Genomic DNA, 18984 nt, shown 5'->3' with positions numbered 1-18984 from the left:
AGCGATTAATATGGCAATCATTACAATTTCCAGGGGATGCTTCAGCCACGGTAAGGAAATTGCCGAATACGTCGCCGAAAAACTCGGCTACGAATGCATCAGCCAGGAAGTTCTGCTGGAAACATCCCAATTTTTCAATGTTTCCGAAGACAAATTATTCGAATCACTTCATGATGCACCGGGCCTGTTGGAACGGTTGACCCATGTTCGGCAGCGCTTTATTGACCGGTTCCAGGCCATGTTGCTGGAACACGTGGTCACGGATAATGTGGTTTATCATGGTTTTGCCGGACAAATCCTGCTCGGCGACATTTCTCACGTCCTCAAGGTGAGAGTGATCGCCGATATGGAGGAACGCATCAACATGGTGCAGCGCCGACAGCAAATCAGCAGGACAGAGGCCGTGAATCTCATCGAACGGGAGGATCATGAGCGGGCCGAATGGTATCGTACGATTTGCAGAATCGATATGAACGATCCCAGGCTTTACGATATGGTTCTAAATATCGATGGGCTTAGCATCGACGATGCATGCAATATTGTCTGTCAGACAGCCTCATACGACACCTTCAAGACCACACAGGCATCCCAGGTAGCAATGGCGGATCTTGCCCTGGAAAGTCATATTAAGCTAATCCTCGAAGGGATTTGCAAAGCCGATGTGACGTGCAAGGCAGGCATTGCCGAGATAAAGGTAAAAGGACAGAAGCTGAAAACCTCGGGGGGAACCAGCCCGGATGTTCAGCACCAGGTCCAAGACCAGATCCAGGCCGACCTGTATGACAAGATCGTTTCGTCGGTAGCAAAAATTCCCGGGGTCAAGGATGTCGATTGCAGTATCAACAAGCCTTACTATGTATAGCTATTTATGATGATACAGATATATATCAAACATCTTTGATTATTGTGATGTTCCATTACAAGCTGCCAAATGCAGTAACGCTTTTGGGAATAATAAACAATGAAATGACGGTCAGGCCAAATCCCGGCTTTAAAAAATTGACCAGAAAGAAGGAAACAGACCGATTTCCCTTAATCCCTCGATTAATTCGAGTACACCAACTATCCAAACGAACCATAATGCGCTAAAAATATGTTTCCGGTATACAGATGGTTTTACAAGGTAATCTTTAGGTTCAGAAAAATTTGAAAATTTTGGGAAAAAGGCTGGAACGCTCTGCGTATACTGTTCAAAAGAAGCCCCGAAAAGTTGTTTGAGCCGTTTTTCCTCACTTTTAATGACGAATGGATAATAAAGAGCGAACATTAGTATGAATAGTATAGGAAAAGTTAGGGTCTCTGTGGCGAACCCAATCCCAAGAGTTCCTATCATGCTAAAAAAATACAGTGGATTTCGACAAATTGAGTAAGGCCCCTGTACCACTAGCTTGTCATCTTTGTACCCGGCAATATAGAGCGAACACCACATTCTACCCAATGAAGCAATACCGACAAGAATCATACCGATAAAAAATAAAAAGACGGTTAGTACTTCGTTTTTTGTTTCCCAGAGACTCTGCGTTGTAAATGGGAAATGGCCGCGGGTAATCATGACAACTAATAATATTCAAAAAGTTTGACTGTTAAAATCATTGCAGCTCCCACCGCCCTGAAAAATTCCAGGTTCCGTTCCTACTTCAAATGTATGAAAAAGGACCTCCCGCACATCCATGACAAGAGCATCGAAACCATTCGCCTTCCTGTAGTCCAAGTTAATTCTGCCGATATTTACTTTGATAAACGGGTCAGAACCTCACCCGGCATTTTGATCTTTGCATTTTGAGCTGCTTTTGCCATGAATTATCATCAATATCGATTTATTAAAAAAGGAGCGCGAAAAAGATTTTATCTGAAAAACGTGAGGCTGCAGAGCGGCAAAAACACCTTGATGAGGCCCAAAACAGGTCCAGAGAACTGACCTGCCCGGTATGCGGCCGAATGAATGCCAGTCCAGATACCAAAAATATCTGCAGTGCATGCGGACACTTTTTCGGCACGAACAAATTAGTGCAGGAAATCTGCGAATACTGCGGTCAGCCCGTCTATCTTAAGCATCTGGTCAGTGGCAAAGCGCACGGCAATGGCTGCCCGGTTGTCTACAAAGCGCTCAATATCCCTTGATTCACTCTCTTTACTGGATCCACGGTCTGGAAAGTTGCTGCCGATGATTGCCAAGAAAGATAAGGTTTTGGGAACCACCACGCATGGCGGGCAGATTGCGATAGAGCACAAGCCGACCCAATGGATGGACCGATGTCAATCCATTGGTGTTGATGAATACCTGGTGAACTTCCGTGCCGTATGATTGCAAATTGTTGATCAACTCGTGGGCTGAGCTGCCGTCAAAGTCTCCATTGAGGCTGAGATGAACGCTGTATTTGTTTTTAAGCTGGAACATCTTAAAGTTCATGGCCATTAACTGCCGTCCTTTCTGCCTCCGGTAAGCGGTGGGAGATCCGTTTACCGTCAATTGCCTTGTGATTTGACAATTTCCTCATATTTTTGATCAAGCCATCCGGTAAGGATGGCAACCAATTGTTGCTTTCCTTTACGCGATTTGAAACCGAACTTTATACGGAATCGTATGAATCGCCCGGTAGGCAAGAGATTTGAAGTTCTGAAACTTCACCAGCCATAGACCGGTATGGTAAAGCCATTGATAATACCAAAGCGGCATGACACACACGGCGTGCAGTTCATACAACTGCCGATCGGCCCAATAAAACAAACGAACACGATTCCAGCGATAAGCAAAAAATCTGACCGGAAATAATACCGCTTTCGTTAATCGTTTCATTTTATTTGCCTCCGTAATCTTAAGTCGCATCAAATGCCGGAATTGGTGTGATTGCTCCTGGCAATCCATACAGCAACCCACGTGCCATCAGCATTATTTGTTTTTGTTTCTGAATGTTAGGACTTTTTTAGAAAATGATTGCCGGGAAAAATAGGAAAAGGATTGAATCAAAATGAAGCGTAAAGCAATGAAGGCGGGATACAACTCATTTTTATTATATTGAAATGAATGGATTGCATCAAAACGAGGCAATTGCCTCGACCATACAGAATAAAGCAGCAAGCCATCATGCTGCTTATCGGTCTCAATTCTCATTGTATCCATAGCGCTTCAGCTTGCGCCACAGGGATACCCGATCGATGCCCATGATTTTGGCCGCTTGGGTCTTGTTGCCGTCGGTCTTTTTTAGTACCCACTCAATGTAATGTTTTTCCTGTTCCTCAAGTGTGGGAATGCTATCCCCGCTGCGGCGGTAGGTCTCTATGGTGAGATTGCGGATATGGTCGGGCAGTTGCTGCACACCAATCGTGGATGTGGTGGCCAGCGCCACCGCCCGCTCGACGACGTTTTCCAGCTCGCGGACATTGCCCGGCCAACTGTACTGATCGAGCAGATCCAGCACCTCGGCATCCATGGTGTGAATCTCTTTTTGCATTTCACCGGCGATTCGGGCCAGAAAACGCTGGGCCAGAAGGGGGATGTCTTCTCGGCGCTCGGTCAGCGGTGGAATATGGATCGTAATGACGTTGAGGCGATAGTACAGATCCTGACGAAACTGACCGGAACGCGCGTCTTCGTGCAGATCGCGGTGAGTCGCGGCCAGGAAACGAACATTGACTTCAACGGGATTGACACCGCCTACGCGCAATAATTCCCGTTCCTGCATGACGCGCAGCAATTTGATTTGCATGGTCAGCGGCATATCGCCGATTTCGTCCAGAAACACCGTTCCGCCATTGGCGACTTCAAACAATCCGGCGTGCTCGCGGTCCGCGCCGGTAAAGGCACCTTTTTCGTGGCCAAAGAGTTCATTGGCCATCAATTCTTCGGTAAACGAACCGCAGTTGAAAGCCACGAAACGTTTGGACTGGCGATTGCTGAGCAGGTGGATGGCCTTGGCAACCACTTCCTTTCCGGTGCCGCTTTCACCAAGGATCAGTATATTCGTATCCGACGGGGCTACCTGCCGGATGGTCTCACGGATTTTTTCCATCGCCGGGCTCTTGCCGATCAGTGCCGGCATCGGACGATTGCGCTGCAGTTCTTCGCGCAGACGTTGGTTTTCGAGCCTAAGCCGACGCTTGATCAGCGCCTCGCTGACAACTTTGCGTACCTGGTCGATTTTGTAAGGCTTGGCGATATAGTAAAAGGCGCCGTCCTTCATGGACTTGACCGCCAGATCCACCGTGGCATAACCGGTAATGATGATGACCTCAACCATCGGTTGCAGCGCTTTAGATTTTTCAAGGACCTGCAGTCCATCCACGCGTCCCATTTTAAAATCGGTGATGACCAGGTCAAAGGGTCGCTGCTTCAACAGGGCAACGGCCTTCTCACCGCTTTCGGCACCGATGACATCATATCCCTCACGGGTGAGGATATGGATCAGGTTTCTACGCGCCAGGTCTTCGTCTTCAACGACCAGCAGGGTCTCCTTATGGGGCTTGTTCAGATCTTCGAAGTCAGTCGATTGGGTAGGCATACGGTAAACGTTGTCCCTTCGCCGGGCCGGCTTTCCACCAGAATATGGCCCTTGTGTTGTTGGATAATGCCGTGGCTGATGGAAAGGCCCAGGCCCGAGCCGCGTCCATCGGTTTTGGTGGTAAAAAACGGGTCGAATATTTTGCTTAAGACATCCTTTTCAATGCCGACACCGGTATCCGATATACGAAAACAGAAGTGATCTTCACCCTCGGGTTGATCAGCGCTGATTTTCAGGGTGCCGCCGTCGGGCATGGCCTGAACCCCGTTTTGAACAAGATTGATCAATACCTGCTGAATCCGTTGGGCATCCAGATCGGCCTGAATATGTTCGGAAATATTGACCTGCAGGTCGACGCTGGACGGCAGGTCGCCCTTGACCATCTGAAGTGTGCGGGTCATCAGTTTTTTAAATGGCGTTGGTTTGGGGTTAAAGGCGCCTTTGCGGGAGAACTCCAAAAGGGCTTTGACAATATCCCTGGCCCGCTCGACCTGTTTCTCGGTTTCTTCCAGCAGCTCACGCTTGAATTCCGTGTTTTCCTCATCAATCTCTTCGATGAGAATCTGTACCGATGTAGAAATATTATTAAGCGGGTTGTTCAGTTCATGAGCGACGCCCGAGGTCAGTGTGCCCAAAGAGGCCAGCTTCTCACTTTGCACCAGTTGTTCATTACGCCGGTTAAGCTCATGGATCATGTGATTCAGACTGGTGACTAAAGAATCGAAAACATCACCACTGGAGCTGGCCGGAATGCCGGCATAGGCGCCCGAGGCGATTTTTCGGATGGCGATTTCGATGGATTCCAGTGGTTTATTGATATTGAAATACATGAATACCGCGATGCCAAAGGTCAGTACAAAGATCGCCGCCAGCGCCAAATACAGATAGTATCCGGATTCGTGCACCAGTCGGATGGCCAGGCGGCGTTCCCGGACGAGGATGGACTCAAAGTCATTGGTCAAGCGGTGGCCTAAATCTCGAATCTGTTCTTTCTGCTTCACAATACTGCTTGCGCGCTGATCCGCCACCGGCATGGAAGTGGAGGATGGGGACGTTGAATGGTTGATGATGGATTGCAGTGCATGGCGGTATTCCGTCAGCATCTGATGCCTTTTTTCCAGATCCCGTTCCAGTGTATAGCGGCTGTGAACGGCGATGATCTCTTTGAGGCGTATTTCGGCCTGCTTGACATAATCGATGGCGTGGCTCAGATCATCGGCATTGCTGAAGAGAAAATAGTTTTTTTCGAAACGCCGCGCCTCGAGGATCAAATTGAATACCTGGTCCTTCTTCTCAATGATTTGTAATTTTTCATTAATCAAATCATATTTATAGTAATTCAGAAACCAGATCAGGGTGCTGACCATGATGAAAAGGATGAAGCTGATGGCTATTTTTTTGCGAATGCTGATCGTCATGGCTGTTTCCTGGACAGTGCTGTGAATGAGGCGGTTGTATAACCGGATGGTTTAATATGTCAACCGCCACAGGTAAAATGGATCGCGGCCTGTGGCGGTTGAGTGAAAAACGAAGGGGGTGGAGAATAAGCGGTGCTGCGCTTCACGGCGAGGCGCTGGAAAACAGCTGCCGGGCGGCAGTGATTCGTTCCTGCGGGATCTTTTTTTCTGATGTGGATGGAAAACAGGCTGCGGCGTTATCGTAAAGGCGTTGGCGACATTGCGTAAAGCTTGAAAATTCAGCCTCGGCCGGAAGCGCAAACCGGCACCGACGATAAATATCGGATTGAAAAAAATCCGGGCCGACGTCGATCTGGACATGCCGGACGCCTTTCATCTGCATCATCTGTCGCTTCAGCTTTCTGGCCAGTCGATCAAAAAAAAGGACCGGACGCTCGACGGTCAAGTGGATGCGACCGTTTCGGGCCGCGACTGAGACCCGGTGCCCGCCTTTAGCCAGGTTGACCCGCACCGCGGAGGCAAGTTTCAGATCCGCCAGCCGGTTGGCGGTATTGATGGTTGTCTGCATCTGAGTCCGCATCAGCTGCTCAAGAATAAGACTGCCTGCCGATTCGGTGTCGAGTCGATCCGAGGCAATGACAAGGTCATAGGCATCCGTATCAAAACGATCATCATTACAAAAGGCGTATCGGCACCACTCAAATTCCCTGTGATCCTCCTGGCGAATCAGAGATCGGGCCTGCCGTTCGTTGATTGCCTGGGTCTGGCAGGCGCGTTTTACCCGAAACCGGGTGGGTGCGGTGACCAGGACATTCAATACCTGGGGGAGTTGCCGGGATGTCGCCAATCCCAAGGTTCCATGGAAGATCGTGGTCTTTAGCGATAGTTTGTCCACCATTACCGATTGCACGCTGGCCATGGCCAGCTCAGCGCCGTGGGTTAGCCGACTCAGCACGCCCTCTGGTTTCATTAAAGCATACCCAAGGCGGTGGGGCGGTAATGCGAATCGCTCTCCTGCCGCTTCAACCAGGTCCTGATCTGAGACAACGGGCCAACCGGTGCGCGTGGCGATCCAGTCGACAATGGGTTGGGTTTGGGTAAACAGGTCACCGTGGATGCACAGGTGCGTCGTCATTGGCTACTCCTTTTGCTGCGGGTAATAATTAGGGTTTAACTAATGACGTCTCAGCAACCTTGATACCAGATTTGGAATTAATTTTAACTGTTTAATATCACAGCGAAATTATGAATTGCGAGGGGGCGATGCGCTTTTTGAACGTTACAATTCGCAACGACGATTGGAGGTTGTTAAAATTATTAATTAAATCAAATGCTTGTGAATGTTGCAAAAAACAGAACGATCCGTTGCTTTTTGCAACACTATGGTCGTCCAGTAAAGATCATTTCGCTGGTTTTGTATTGGCATTGATATGTTTCAATTTGCGCCACAATGCCGCGCGGCTGATGCCCAGAATTTCAGCGGTTTTGGATTTGTTCCCGCCGGCGGCCTGAAGCACCTTTACGATATAGTGGCTCTCAACTTCGGCCAAGGTCAGAAAATTTTCAGGATCTGCCTCCTTAGGGGATGCGGCGTCCTTGAGAAAACGTTCCGGCAGGTGGCTGAGGTGGATCGTCTTGTCATCCACCAGAATCACGGCCCGTTCGATGATGTGGGCCAGTTCCCGGACATTGGCGGGAAAATCGTAGGACAGGAAAACATCGATGACTTCAGGCGCGATCGACTCGACCGGCTTGTTGAAATCATCACTCAGTTTTCTAAGAAAATAGCTGCACAGCGGTGCAATATCGTCCTTTCGATCCCGTAAGGGGGGAAGGGCCAGGTTGAAGAAAATCAATTGGTCGTATAGCGCCTCATCAAATTGACGGTCATCAACCTGTTTGGCCAAGTTGGTTTCCGTGGCGACCAGAATGCGCACATCGGTACTTTTGCCCTGACCGGCAATGGCCCTTGTCCGATCGATGGTATCGATGGTCTTCAGCAGCTGGGCCTGCATGGCCTCAGGCATTTCCTCTACCCGGTCGAAAAAGATCGTGCCCACCTGCTGACCGCCAAAGATACCCCGTCTGGATTGCACCGCCTGGTACAGATCGCCATTTCCATACCCCACCAGCTGGCGCACAAATGACTCACTGCCCAGATCACGACAGTCAATGGCCAGAAAACGCTGATCTCGATGGCCGCTTTGGGCATGAATCACCCTAGCTGCCAGTTCCTTGCCGGTTCCGGCTTCTCCGGACAGCATTACCGTGCAATCCAGCGGTGCCAGGCGCCGGATGCTTTTTCGCAACTCCTGCATGGCGGGGGTTTCACCGACAATCCTTAGTTTTGTGAATGGTTCTGGATGGGCGGTCACCTTGGCCGGCGATAGTTTTTCCGTTTCAGCATCCTTGAACTGTTGGGGAGAATGTATTTCGATGGCATTGGACATGGGCGTGGGCGATGAATTGCCATTACCGCCTGCGGCCTGTGCCGGTCGGATGACCACGACGTTGCCATCCGTATTCAGCTTTTTAATGAAACTCCAGAAGTCACCCATCTCATCTTTTTCGAAATACAGGGTATTGAGCGACTCGGTGGCCTGTTTGATTTTTTCGTTCCCATGGCCGGTGAGCAGCATGGTTTTGAGACCCGGTTTGATTTCCTTAAGTTTGGTAATCGTCACCAGGCCATTCATATCCGGCATTTGAAGGTCGACAATAGCCAGATCGATGGAGTCTTGCATGGCAATTTCGATGGCCGCCATACCGCTGGTTGCCATGAGGGGCTCGAATCCGAGCACTTTCATGCGCTGGGCAATGGAATGGAGTAGTTTTTCTTCGTCATCCACCAGGAGGACGCGCTTGATCTGTTTGTTCATGGTTTCTCTCTTCCCGTCAGGGTCCAAGGGGGCAAACACAGTTGAATCACATGGAAAACGTTTGATCAAGAATTCAATTGAGGTTTCCGGGTGGTTGGGGGTAACCGGTCGCCCTTAACAAGTGTCAATAGATTGATTTTATGACTGTTTACGATCAACGTGAAAAAATAAGTGTTTCATTATCGAAAAAAACAAACCAAAGTGTTTACAAATAAAACTATTTCATTTATATGTTTCATATAGATCATGAAAAACGGTCAGTCAACACAAAAGAGTTGCATAATGAAACAAAACAATATATTGATTGTCGACGATGAGCAACGCTATGCGGATATGCTGGCTAAACGATTAACGCTGCGCGGCCTGACCTGCCAGGTTTGCTACGATGGTCGTACCGCAATCGATCTTCATGCCAGCGAGGCGTTTGCATTGGTGATTTTAGATCTGAGGTTACCTGATTTGTATGGCACTGAGGTACTGATGCAAATCAAACAGGACCGACCCACAACTGAAGTCGTGATCTTAACTGGGCACGGAACGGATCATGATCGTGAGCAGTGTATGAAATGCGGTGCCTATGAATTCATCAACAAACCCGTGGACATTGACCAGCTGATCAGCATCATGGCCAAAATCAGAGAAAAATCGGCATGATAACATCCATTAGCAAATTCTTAGGTTCCATGTGGCCTCAGTTTCATGATCGAGAGGATGATCACCTCAGCACTTACCACACCTTTAAGAATTACAAGCAGACATGGGGCATGGCGATTTTTACGCTGATGACCACCGCGCTACTCCCACTGGTGGTCATGACCCTTATCTACTACCAGCTGATCCAACGCTCCATTGATACTGAATCCCTGCTGCGCACCGAACGCGTGGCGTCCAATGCACGGCGGGCGGTGACGTTTTTTCTGGAGGAGCGGTTGGCGGCATTGACCTTCACGGCCAATGAGATGGGCCATGAAAAGTTGACCGATTCCGGGCACCTCAAAGATGTGTTGCGGAATCTAAAATTAGGCTTTGGTGGACTGACCGATTTAAGCGTGATTGCCGATACGGGTACCCAGGTGGCCTATGCCGGCCCATTTAATCTGGAGGGCAAGGACTACAGCAACCAACCCTGGTTTTGGGATTGTGTCGATCGCAATGCCTGCGTCAGCGAGATTTTTTCCGGACATCGTGATCTCCCGCACATTGTGGTGGCCGTCAAATCCAAGCAGCCGGACGGACATTTTTTCATCTTACGGGCAACGCTGGAAACCGAACGGCTGATACAAACTTTAGAATCCTATAAAACCGGCGAGCATGCGGACATTTTTTTGATCAATCACGAAGGTGTGATTCAAACGCCCTCCAGTTTTTATAAAGGTGAAGCGAACCATATGACCATCCCGGTCCCGGATTTTGATGAACGGACCCGCAGTCGGGTGGCCATCGATCCAAAGGGACAGCCGATTGTGGTCGGCTATGCCTATATCTCAACCAAAATCGTGCCCACGTCCTTTATTCTGATGGTGGTCAAACAAAAGCAGAGCATGATGAAGGTCTGGCTCGATCTGCGGCGGCAAATCAACTGGTTTCTGTTTGCCAGCGGGCTGGTCTTGGCCGTGGTCATTACCCTGACGTCTTCGTTCATGGTCAATCGGATTTTCCGGGCCGACCGGGAAAAAGCCAAAACCATGGTCATGGCCGAGCAGAACTGCCAACTGGCCTCCATCGGACAACTGGCTGCCGGCGTGGCCCATGAAATCAACAACCCTTTGGCCTTGATCAACGAAACGGCCGGTTATGTGAAGGATCTGTTCACCTTTACAAAAGCGTACAAAGATGATCCTGAACTGGTGGAGCATATCGATTCCATTATCGAGGCCGTGGAACGTTGCGGGACCATTACACGGCAGCTTCTGGGATTTGCCCGGCGCTTTGATGTTCAGACCCAGACCATCAATTTAAAGGATATGGTTTCTGATGTGATCAATTTCCACAAAAAAGAGGCTGAATACCGTGATATTTCCATTCATGTGGATATTCCGAACACCATCCCGCTGATCGAAACCGATCGGGGAAAGCTGCAGCAGATTATTCTCAATCTTGTCAACAATGCGTTTCATGCCATCGACAATGGCTGCTTTTTGGACATTCGGGCCAAGATGAGTGACGATGATCATGTGCAACTGTTCATCGAGGACAACGGCTGCGGCATTTCCGAAACACACCTGAATAAAATTTTCGAGCCGTTTTTTACTACCAAAAAAGAGGGGCAGGGCACCGGTCTGGGCCTCTCCATTACCTACGGACTGGTCCAAAAGCTTCATGGTGACATCACGGTTGAGAGCCAAACCGGTCAAGGCACCACGTTTGTGATCACCTTGCCCGTCAACGCCAAAAAGGAAATCCAAGCATGAAGGTCTTATTGGTCGATGACGAACAAAAGTTTGCTTTAATGCTATCCAAACGCCTCGAACTGCGGGGATTTATGGCGCAGGTCTTCTTCTCCGGCGAAAAAGCCCTGGATGCGGTCGAGGCGGGAAGCCGTTTTGATGTGGCTGTATTGGATGTGAAAATGCCAGGGATTAGCGGACTTGAATTGAGACGCCAACTCAGTGCGTTGGATCCGGAAATGAAGTTCGTTTTCTTAACCGGTCATGGTTCCGGCACGGATCATGAGACAGGACGAATCATGGCAGAGGAGTGTCTGCCCAAACCGCTTAAAATTGAACAGTTAATTGAAACCCTGAATCGGTTGATTCCAGGCGCCTGAAAGGCTGCCTTAAAAATGCCGGATGGGCGCCTGCCAATTATCCGGCGGGATCAACGACGCGGATCATGTTTACACGGTGAGGAAAATAGATGAAACACACCAACACCAAGTTTGGGTACGATGCGCTGGCCTATTTTGGGCGGGTCAACGCCTCCATTTCACATGAATTGAAAAATGTGATGGCAATCATCTCCGAGACTGCCGGACTGCTGGGGGATCTGTCTGACATGGCGTCGTCAGGAACGCCGGTTGCGCCGGATATGCTCAGCGACTGCACAAAAAGTATTGTAGAGGAAATTCAGCGCGGGTTTGCCGTGATTCGGCAGATGAACCGCTTTTCTCATAGCATCGATCATCCCGTCGAGTCCGTCAATCTCATGGACGTCCTGGATCTTTCGATCAACCTTTCTACCTATCTTAGTTTTGCGGGCAGGACCACCATCGCTAAATTGGACGGGACGCCGCCGATGGTGGCAACGTGTCCGTTTTTGCTGCAGGCCATTATTTATCAGACCCTGGTGTACACCTTTAAACACACGGGAAACAGCGCGGAGGTGACGATTGGTGTCAATGCGAACGATGATGAAAAGGGCTGGAAAATCGTTTTTTCAGGATTCAGTTTAAACGGTTTTCAGGTCTTTCCCGATACCTTGCTCCAAACCATGGCGGAATCCATTGGCGTCACCATTAGATGTGACAGCACCGCTGACTGGTTGGAACTGATCGTGCCGTCTGCAATCGATGAAGCAACGTTTTTGGATGCCAGACATGTTGGCTGAGAAATCCAGTTTTTTTAACCCACGTTGATGGAGGGGGACAATGGAAGCTGAAAACACCATAAAAATTTTAATGGTCGATGATGAAGAAAAATTTCTGCAGGCGGTGTCCGAGCGCTTGTCCATCAAGGGCTTTGATGTAAAGACCGCAACAAACGGTGATGACGCCATCGCTGCAGCCAAGAAAGGCGGCTATGACGTGGCCATCGTTGACCTGCAGATGCCTGGAACAGACGGCACCCAGGTTTTGAAAATTCTCAAGGAAAATCATCGGTATATTGAAATTATCATGCTTACCGGACATGCAACGGTGGAGGCGGCCGTCGAGTGCACCCGGCTGGGGGCATTCAAGTTTCTTGAAAAACCCTATGATTTCGACAGGCTGGTGGAGGCCCTCAAGGATGCCTATCAAGCAAGGATAGAGAAGAAGTTTGAAAGCAACCGCAAACGCATGGAAATGATCCAGAGGCTGTCCATGCATCAATCGCCATTGGGGCTGCTTCGGGAAATGGCGCAGTTGGATGATGCCCGGAAATAAGTTAGCGATATTGCCTGGGCGATCGTTGCCCATGAAAAATGATTAGCAGAACCCGTTCTCGCTCACACACTTTAAGCATAGGAGTAGCACATGTTGGTTAAGGTTTTTCCCTTTTTGGCGTGGTTTAAAAACTACGACAAGGCATCCTTTCAGGTGGATGCGCTGTCAGGCTTGACCGTGGCCCTGGTTCTGATCCCCCAATCCATGGCTTACGCCCAACTTGCGGGGTTGCCCGCCTACTTTGGATTGTATGCTTCATTTTTGCCACCCATGATTGCCGCCTTGTTCGGTTCCAGTCGCCAGTTGGCCACCGGTCCCGTGGCCATTGTATCGCTGATGACATCCGCCTCCCTGGCGCCATTGGCCACCGCCGGCAGTCCCGGATATGTCGCTTATGCGGTATTATTGGCCCTGATGGTGGGCATCTTTCAGCTGACCCTGGGCGTGTTGCGACTGGGGCTGGTGGTCAACTTTTTGTCTCACCCGGTGGTCAACGGCTTTACCAACGCCGCCGCGCTGATTATTGCTTCTTCTCAGCTTTCGAAAATGTTCGGTGTTTATGTGGATAACGCCCCGCACCATTACGAAACCATTATCAATGTGGTCAAGGCGGCGATCCACTACACCCACTGGCCAACCTTGCTGATCGGTATCTTTGCCTTTGGCATCATGTATGGCCTCAAATGGCTGTCACCGCGAATTCCCAATGTTCTCGTGGCCGTTGTGATTACCACGGCCATCTCCTGGGCCACCGGATTTCAGCATGACCGCTTGGTGGACATCAATGCCATTGAATCTCCTGAGGCGCGCCAACTGATCGAGGATTTCAATCAAGCCGCACTGGCCATCCCAACGCTTGCCGATGAGCGCACCCAACTGGGTGAGGCCTCCACCAAAGCCAAGAAGAGCCATGATGAGATCGGCGTTCTGGATGCCGAGCATATGCTGGAGGTGACCAACCTGACCATCACGCACAAGAAGGAGGATGTCCACCGATACCGGGAGCAGTTGCGCGCCATCCATTTTGCCGGCGTTGTTCAGGATGACGAGTCGATTAAATTTTACGTCAAGGACAACGTGCCAGCCGGGCTTGAAAGCGATGGGCGCACGTGGCGCGTCAAAGTCGGCAACGAGGCGCTGGATACGGCCCAGCTGAAAATGATGGGTGGCGGTGCGGTAGTCGGCACCATTCCAAAAGGCCTGCCATCCTTGAGTGTTCCCAAGATCGATTTCGGCGTCATGCTGCATCTGATGCCGTATGCGGCGATCATCTCTTTATTGGGATTCATGGAAGCGATCGCCATTGCAAAGTCCATGGCCGGTAAAACCGGACACCGACTGGATCCCAACCAGGAACTGATCGGTCAGGGGCTGGGCAATATCTGCGGCGCCATCGGCAAGAGCTATCCGACCTCGGGGTCCTTCTCTCGCTCGGCGGTCAACCTGCAAGCCGGTGCGGTCAGCGGTCTGTCCAGCGTCTTTACCAGTATGGCGGTGGTGATTGTGCTTTTATTTTTCACCCCGTTGCTTTATCATTTACCTCAAGCGGTGCTGGCCGCCGTTATCATGATGGCCGTTATCGGTCTTCTCAACGTTTCCGGTTTCATTCATGCCTGGAAGGCCAAATGGTATGACGGCGCGATCTCCATCATCTCGTTTGCCGGCACCCTGGTTTTCGCCCCGCATCTGGACAAGGGGATCTATATCGGTGTGGCGCTCTCGCTGGGGGTTTTTCTCTACAAGAGCATGCGTCCCCGAGTGGTCTTCTTGTCCCGTTCGGAGGATGAGGAACTGCGCTGCGTGACCACCCATGGCCTCAATGAATGCCCGTACGTGACCCTGGTCCGTTTTGACGGCCCGCTGTTTTTCGCCAATGCCAGCTATCTGGAGGATACGATCACCGAGATGGTCCAGACCAAAAACGGACTCAACCATATTCTCCTTGCTGCCCAGGGAATCAATGATATCGATGCATCGGGTGAGGAAGCCTTGTCACTGATTGTGGATCGGGTGCGCAGCAATGGAATCGATATCTCCATGTGCGGAGTCAACGAAGCGGTCATGGAAGTATTCGAACGGACGCACTTTTTAGCGAAAATTGGTGAGGACCATATCTATCCGACCCTGGAAAAAGGCATTGTCGCCGTTCATAAAGTGGCTCACGAGAATAATCCGGAAGCGAACTGCCCGTTATTGAACGCTTGCCAACTTGTTGAAGCTTAAAGGAAGGAGTTATTCATGCCAGTCATTACCTTGTTCAGCGGCAGTTACTGCAACGAAAAACAGATTATCGAGGAAATTGCTTCGCGTACCGGTTATCGGCAACTCACAGACCCGGACATCGTTGCCGAGGCCAGCCGGCTTTCCAGTATCCCTGAAAACAAGATCGTCCGTGTATTTTCCGAGAAAGTCTCGGTGTTCAATCGCCTGACCCATGAGCGGGAGCGCTCGCTCGCTTATCTGCGGCTGGCCCTGTCATCCCTTTTGGCCGAAGACGAGATGATCATCAGCGGCTTTGCCGGACAATTGATCCCGAAAGACATCAGCCACGTTCTTCGCGTGTGTTTGATTGCGGACATGACCTCGCGTGTGGCCACGGCTGAAAAGGAACTGAATGTTTCGTCATCCGAGGCCAATAAGATCATCCACAAAGATGATGTCCAATGTGCCGCGTGGATGCATATGCTTCATGATGTATACGATCCGTGGAGCACATCCCTTTACGACGTCACCTTGCCGACCGACAAAACATCGGTGGAAGCGATTGCCATGACGATTCAAGAATCCATCGCCAACCCCGTGTTCAAGCTTGTCGGCAGGTCTCAGTCGGCGGTCGCTGATTTCAGTATCGCCGCCAATGTGGAAATCGCTCTGGTTAAAAAAGGCCATACGGTGGGTGTGGAGGTCACGGACGGTCTGGTGACCCTGATCATCAACAAACATGTATTGCGACTCAATCATCTTGAAGATGAACTCAAGGAAATCGCCTTGCAAGTGCCGGGGGTAACCGCGGTGGAGACAAAGGTGGGCCCGGGATATTATCAGACCGATGTCTATCGGCGCCAGGATTTTGAGGCGCCGTCCAAGATCCTGCTGGTGGATGACGAGAAAAAGTACGTGCAGACCCTGTCCAAACGCCTGATGATGCGAGAATTGGATTCCGCCGTGGTTTATGATGGCGAATCCGCCCTGTCCCTGGCCGAAGAGGATGAACCCGATGTCATGATTCTGGACCTCAGAATGCCCGGTATCGACGGGATCGAAGTGCTGCGTCAGGTGAAACAGAACCGTCCGGGCATCGAAGTGATCGTGCTGACCAGTCAGGGATCAGAAGACGATAAAAAAACCTGTATGGAATTGGGGGCCTTTGCATTTTTGTCAAAATCAGTCGACATTGAAGAGCTGAGCAAAACCATCAAGGCCGCAAAAGAGAAAATCGAACAGGCACGAACCGCCCAGAAAGTAAACTAGTGCCTACAATAGATTGATGGACACTAAGTTGGACAGATCGGATCGCCTGTTATCTTAACCCACAAGCAGTAGGAGGGTGCCATGGAACCGGAGAACACCATTAAGATCCTTTTGGTCGACGATGAAGTCAAATTCTTAAAAGCCGTGTCGGATCGACTGGCCATCAAGGGCTTTGATGTAACGACAGCAGACAACGGCGATGACGCTGTGGCTGCGGCCGGCAAGGGCGGCTTCGACGTGGCGGTGGTGGATCTGCAGATGCCGGGTATGGACGGCACCCAGGTTCTGAAGGCGCTGAAAGAGAACCACAAATTTATCGAAATCATCATGCTGACCGGGCATGCCACCGTGGATTCCGCAGTAGAATGCACCCGGCTCGGTGCCTTTAAATATCTCGAGAAGCCCTATGATTTTGACAAACTGGTCGAATCATTGAAGGAGGCCTATCACGCCCGAATGACCAGGAAATTCGAGCAAAATCAAAAACGCATGGAAGCCATTCAAAAGCTGTCCATGCATCAAAGTCCATTGGGGATTCTCAAGGAACTGGCACGACTTGACGATGGCCGAAAATAAAACTATTGTGAAAAGACAGGTCGCTTAACACGTGGCCTGCCTTTTCACAATAGGGGGAGCAAGCCTGGAGACGATGATGCATCCCATCCCAACTGCAGGTATAAACGCATATGGCTGCGGCCGTTGGGGCCCATGGTTAAGGTGCGTCTTATTTCCGGTTGCACTTTTTCTGCTTTGTCTGATTTACCTCCACTCGGTTTTGCTGCCTCCGGTTTTAACCGCCGGGCAACACACGTCCCCATCCTTCGTCAGGCTTGATTCAAACGCAAGTCCCATTTACAGCTGGGCCAATCACCACACCCCCTGTGCCCATTGTGCAGGATCTGTGCGTATCCCCAAACAGGTGGCCGTACTGCTCCCCACGCTGTTTGCCATACCTGCCGATACGGAACCCACGGACTCTGAATCGGCTGTGGGAAAGCTGACCAAACCGATTTTTTCTACCCTTTCGTGTATCAGCCGGGCATCCTGGCCATCGACGGCCGTCCGGCGTTCATTCATCCCGCTTTATCTCTTCAACCAATCCATGTTGTGCTAACCCGAACCGTTTCCAGCTAAAAAACAACGATCAGGTGTTCGCGGCTTGATTCCAACGGTTTTCCTGGCGTCCTGCAACGGTTTGGCATAATCCATCGATACCGGCAGGCACGTCCATCTGCCCACCCCCTATCCAATGGAGGCCCATCATGAAAAAGACGTTGAATGCAAAAGCTTTTCCTCTTTTGACAGTGTGCGTCATGCTTCTTCTGCCGGTTTTTTGCGCTTGCACCAGTTCAACGGACCTGGAAACCCAGGTCAGCGGCAAGTGGCAGCGGACCCAAGGTGACGGGATTGTTGACATCAACCTCTCAGCCACCCCAAAGACGGTGGTGCTTGATGGGCAGTCCTACACTGCCGAGATCGAAGGTGTCGATAAGGGAACTTACACCGTCAAGGTCAAGGTGCAGCCGACATCGGGTGACGCCGAGATATGGTCTCTCAGCCAGAAATGGAATGACAACGGGTCGTCATTCAAGCTGGCCTTCAGGCACAATGGAACCACCGAGACGCTGGTACCGGCAGGTAAGTCCTGAAACACTGATAAGTCAAAAAACGCATGAAGCGGGGCAACCCGCTTTTTGCATTTCCGATCGAGGTGACAACGATTATGTATGCCAATTTGTTCCATGTATTTCGCAATACGCCGCTGGGACGCGAATCCCTGATGCAGTCTATCTATTTCTGTCAATTATTGGATGTGGGGCTGACCATTTACATCCCGGATTCGGTTCGCTTCATGATGTATTTTGATCACGACGCCGTTCAGGTCGATCTGGATCGCTCTTATCTGTCATCTCCGGAAACGGCAGCCGAACGAGCCTTCAGCCTGGCCGCCGAAAGGGGATTGAAACCCGACCTGTTGGTTCCTAAAAACCGCACGAACAGCGACTTGCCGGACATTCCCACCCATTTTGCATTCATGACCTGCCCGCGCAGTATCAGCGACCTGAGTTCGAAAATCGGTTTGGGATATATCGGCCCGAAAGTCCGGCGGATCATCCGCTCGGGCACGTTTCCCGTATTGATGACATCTTCGCTGTTTAAACCCTGGAAAAGCATCGCCGTGTTGTTTGGAGGCTCGGACAGCTCCATCAACGCGCTTCGATCCGCAATCCGCATATCCTGGCGGTCCGGCTTCCCATTGGATCTGTATATCCAGATGGAGCAGGATGAGGCCTATTATGAACAGCGCATCCGTGAAGCGGGTCTGGAAAAATCCCTTGCTCGCGTCTGCTGCCAGCGCCACCAGTTCATGGATGGTCAATTCGCCAACAACCTGTACGCATTGCCGCACGATGCCCTGGTTTTTTCCGGTGCCTATGGCCATGGACTGATACGTAATCTTATTTTCGGAAGCAAAATGGAGGTCGCCCAATCGACCCTGACCAACAGCATGCTGGTCAGCGGGCCGCAGACCCGCGCCCATTTGAATTGACATGACCATGAGCAATTAGCTGTTAGCGGTAAGCGATTAGCAAAATAATGTTGAAGAATTGTTGATCAATGGTTAACTGCTAATA

General features: G+C 50.5%; 20 protein-coding genes. 13 read left to right on the top strand and 7 right to left on the bottom strand.

Annotated elements, in window-relative coordinates:
* Positions 1-10: 10 nt before the first annotated feature.
* Positions 11-862 (top strand): AAA family ATPase, encoded by an 852-nt coding sequence (locus Dvar_RS25410; protein WP_419655921.1) that lies wholly within the window; start codon positions 11-13, stop codon positions 860-862.
* A gap of 129 nt (positions 863-991) precedes the next feature.
* On the opposite strand, the gene Dvar_RS25405 is transcribed toward Dvar_RS25410, so the two are convergent.
* Positions 992-1552 (bottom strand): methyltransferase family protein, encoded by a 561-nt coding sequence (locus Dvar_RS25405; RefSeq protein ID WP_419655920.1) that lies wholly within the window; start codon positions 1550-1552, stop codon positions 992-994.
* Positions 1553-1938: 386 nt separating this feature from the next.
* On the opposite strand from Dvar_RS25405, the gene Dvar_RS25400 reads away from it, so the two are divergent.
* Complete coding sequence (locus Dvar_RS25400; protein ID WP_419655919.1) at positions 1939-2121, top strand: hypothetical protein; 183 nt, start codon at positions 1939-1941, stop codon at positions 2119-2121.
* 10 nt (positions 2122-2131) lie between these two features.
* Here the strand turns inward: Dvar_RS25400 and Dvar_RS25395 are convergent, their stop codons facing one another.
* The 6 genes from Dvar_RS25395 to Dvar_RS25370 form a co-directional block, all read right to left on the bottom strand.
* Positions 2132-2416: a hypothetical protein gene (locus Dvar_RS25395; RefSeq protein ID WP_419655918.1), complete on the bottom strand. Its 285-nt coding sequence runs from the start codon at positions 2414-2416 to the stop codon at positions 2132-2134.
* 132 nt (positions 2417-2548) lie between these two features.
* Entirely contained in the window at positions 2549-2797 is a 249-nt protein-coding gene (locus Dvar_RS25390; protein ID WP_419655917.1) for a hypothetical protein, read from the bottom strand.
* Positions 2798-3101: 304 nt separating this feature from the next.
* Positions 3102-4499 (bottom strand): sigma-54-dependent transcriptional regulator, encoded by a 1398-nt coding sequence (locus Dvar_RS25385; RefSeq protein ID WP_419655916.1) that lies wholly within the window; start codon positions 4497-4499, stop codon positions 3102-3104.
* Positions 4466-5917 carry a sensor histidine kinase gene (locus tag Dvar_RS25380; RefSeq protein WP_419655915.1) on the bottom strand — a complete coding sequence of 484 codons (1452 nt, stop codon included), beginning with the start codon at positions 5915-5917 and terminating at the stop codon, positions 4466-4468. The genes Dvar_RS25385 and Dvar_RS25380 overlap by 34 nt, the downstream gene beginning before the upstream one ends.
* Before the next feature lie 142 nt (positions 5918-6059).
* Complete coding sequence (locus tag Dvar_RS25375; protein ID WP_419655914.1) at positions 6060-7052, bottom strand: AAA family ATPase; 993 nt, start codon at positions 7050-7052, stop codon at positions 6060-6062.
* 265 nt (positions 7053-7317) lie between these two features.
* On the bottom strand, positions 7318-8796 hold the full coding sequence (locus tag Dvar_RS25370) for a sigma-54-dependent transcriptional regulator (protein ID WP_419655913.1): 1479 nt from the start codon (positions 8794-8796) through the stop codon (positions 7318-7320).
* A 282-nt stretch (positions 8797-9078) separates the two neighbouring features.
* On the opposite strand from Dvar_RS25370, the gene Dvar_RS25365 reads away from it, so the two are divergent.
* The 11 genes from Dvar_RS25365 to Dvar_RS25315 all read left to right on the top strand — a co-directional run bounded on the left by Dvar_RS25365 (position 9079) and on the right by Dvar_RS25315 (position 18899).
* Positions 9079-9450 carry a response regulator gene (locus Dvar_RS25365; protein ID WP_419655912.1) on the top strand — a complete coding sequence of 124 codons (372 nt, stop codon included), beginning with the start codon at positions 9079-9081 and terminating at the stop codon, positions 9448-9450.
* On the top strand, positions 9447-11207 hold the full coding sequence (locus Dvar_RS25360; RefSeq protein ID WP_419655911.1) for a sensor histidine kinase: 1761 nt from the start codon (positions 9447-9449) through the stop codon (positions 11205-11207). The genes Dvar_RS25365 and Dvar_RS25360 overlap by 4 nt, the downstream gene beginning before the upstream one ends.
* A complete protein-coding gene (locus Dvar_RS25355; RefSeq protein WP_419655910.1) occupies positions 11204-11563 on the top strand; it encodes a response regulator in 360 nt (119 codons plus the stop codon). Before Dvar_RS25360 ends, Dvar_RS25355 begins: the two co-directional genes overlap by 4 nt.
* Before the next feature lie 89 nt (positions 11564-11652).
* Positions 11653-12342, top strand: coding sequence for a hypothetical protein (locus tag Dvar_RS25350; RefSeq protein WP_419655909.1), 690 nt, complete (start codon positions 11653-11655; stop codon positions 12340-12342).
* 40 nt (positions 12343-12382) lie between these two features.
* Positions 12383-12877, top strand: coding sequence for a response regulator (locus Dvar_RS25345; RefSeq protein WP_419655908.1), 495 nt, complete (start codon positions 12383-12385; stop codon positions 12875-12877).
* A gap of 90 nt (positions 12878-12967) precedes the next feature.
* Positions 12968-15100, top strand: coding sequence for a SulP family inorganic anion transporter (locus tag Dvar_RS25340; protein WP_419655907.1), 2133 nt, complete (start codon positions 12968-12970; stop codon positions 15098-15100).
* A gap of 15 nt (positions 15101-15115) precedes the next feature.
* Positions 15116-16348, top strand: coding sequence for a response regulator (locus Dvar_RS25335; protein WP_419655906.1), 1233 nt, complete (start codon positions 15116-15118; stop codon positions 16346-16348).
* Positions 16349-16429: 81 nt separating this feature from the next.
* A complete protein-coding gene (locus tag Dvar_RS25330; protein WP_419655905.1) occupies positions 16430-16924 on the top strand; it encodes a response regulator in 495 nt (164 codons plus the stop codon).
* Between the two features lie 325 nt (positions 16925-17249).
* Positions 17250-17462: a hypothetical protein gene (locus Dvar_RS25325; RefSeq protein ID WP_419655904.1), complete on the top strand. Its 213-nt coding sequence runs from the start codon at positions 17250-17252 to the stop codon at positions 17460-17462.
* Positions 17463-17610: 148 nt separating this feature from the next.
* Complete coding sequence (locus tag Dvar_RS25320) at positions 17611-17997, top strand: hypothetical protein (RefSeq protein ID WP_419655903.1); 387 nt, start codon at positions 17611-17613, stop codon at positions 17995-17997.
* 74 nt (positions 17998-18071) lie between these two features.
* Entirely contained in the window at positions 18072-18899 is an 828-nt protein-coding gene (locus tag Dvar_RS25315) for a universal stress protein (protein ID WP_419655902.1), read from the top strand.
* Positions 18900-18984 lie beyond the last annotated feature (85 nt).

It is taken from the genome of Desulfosarcina variabilis str. Montpellier, from assembly GCF_048565275.1.
In the GTDB taxonomy this organism is placed as follows: Bacteria; Desulfobacterota; Desulfobacteria; order Desulfobacterales; family Desulfosarcinaceae; genus Desulfosarcina; species Desulfosarcina variabilis.
The sequence above is the reverse complement of the archived record's forward strand: the minus strand, read 5'-3'. Positions and strand labels throughout refer to the sequence as shown.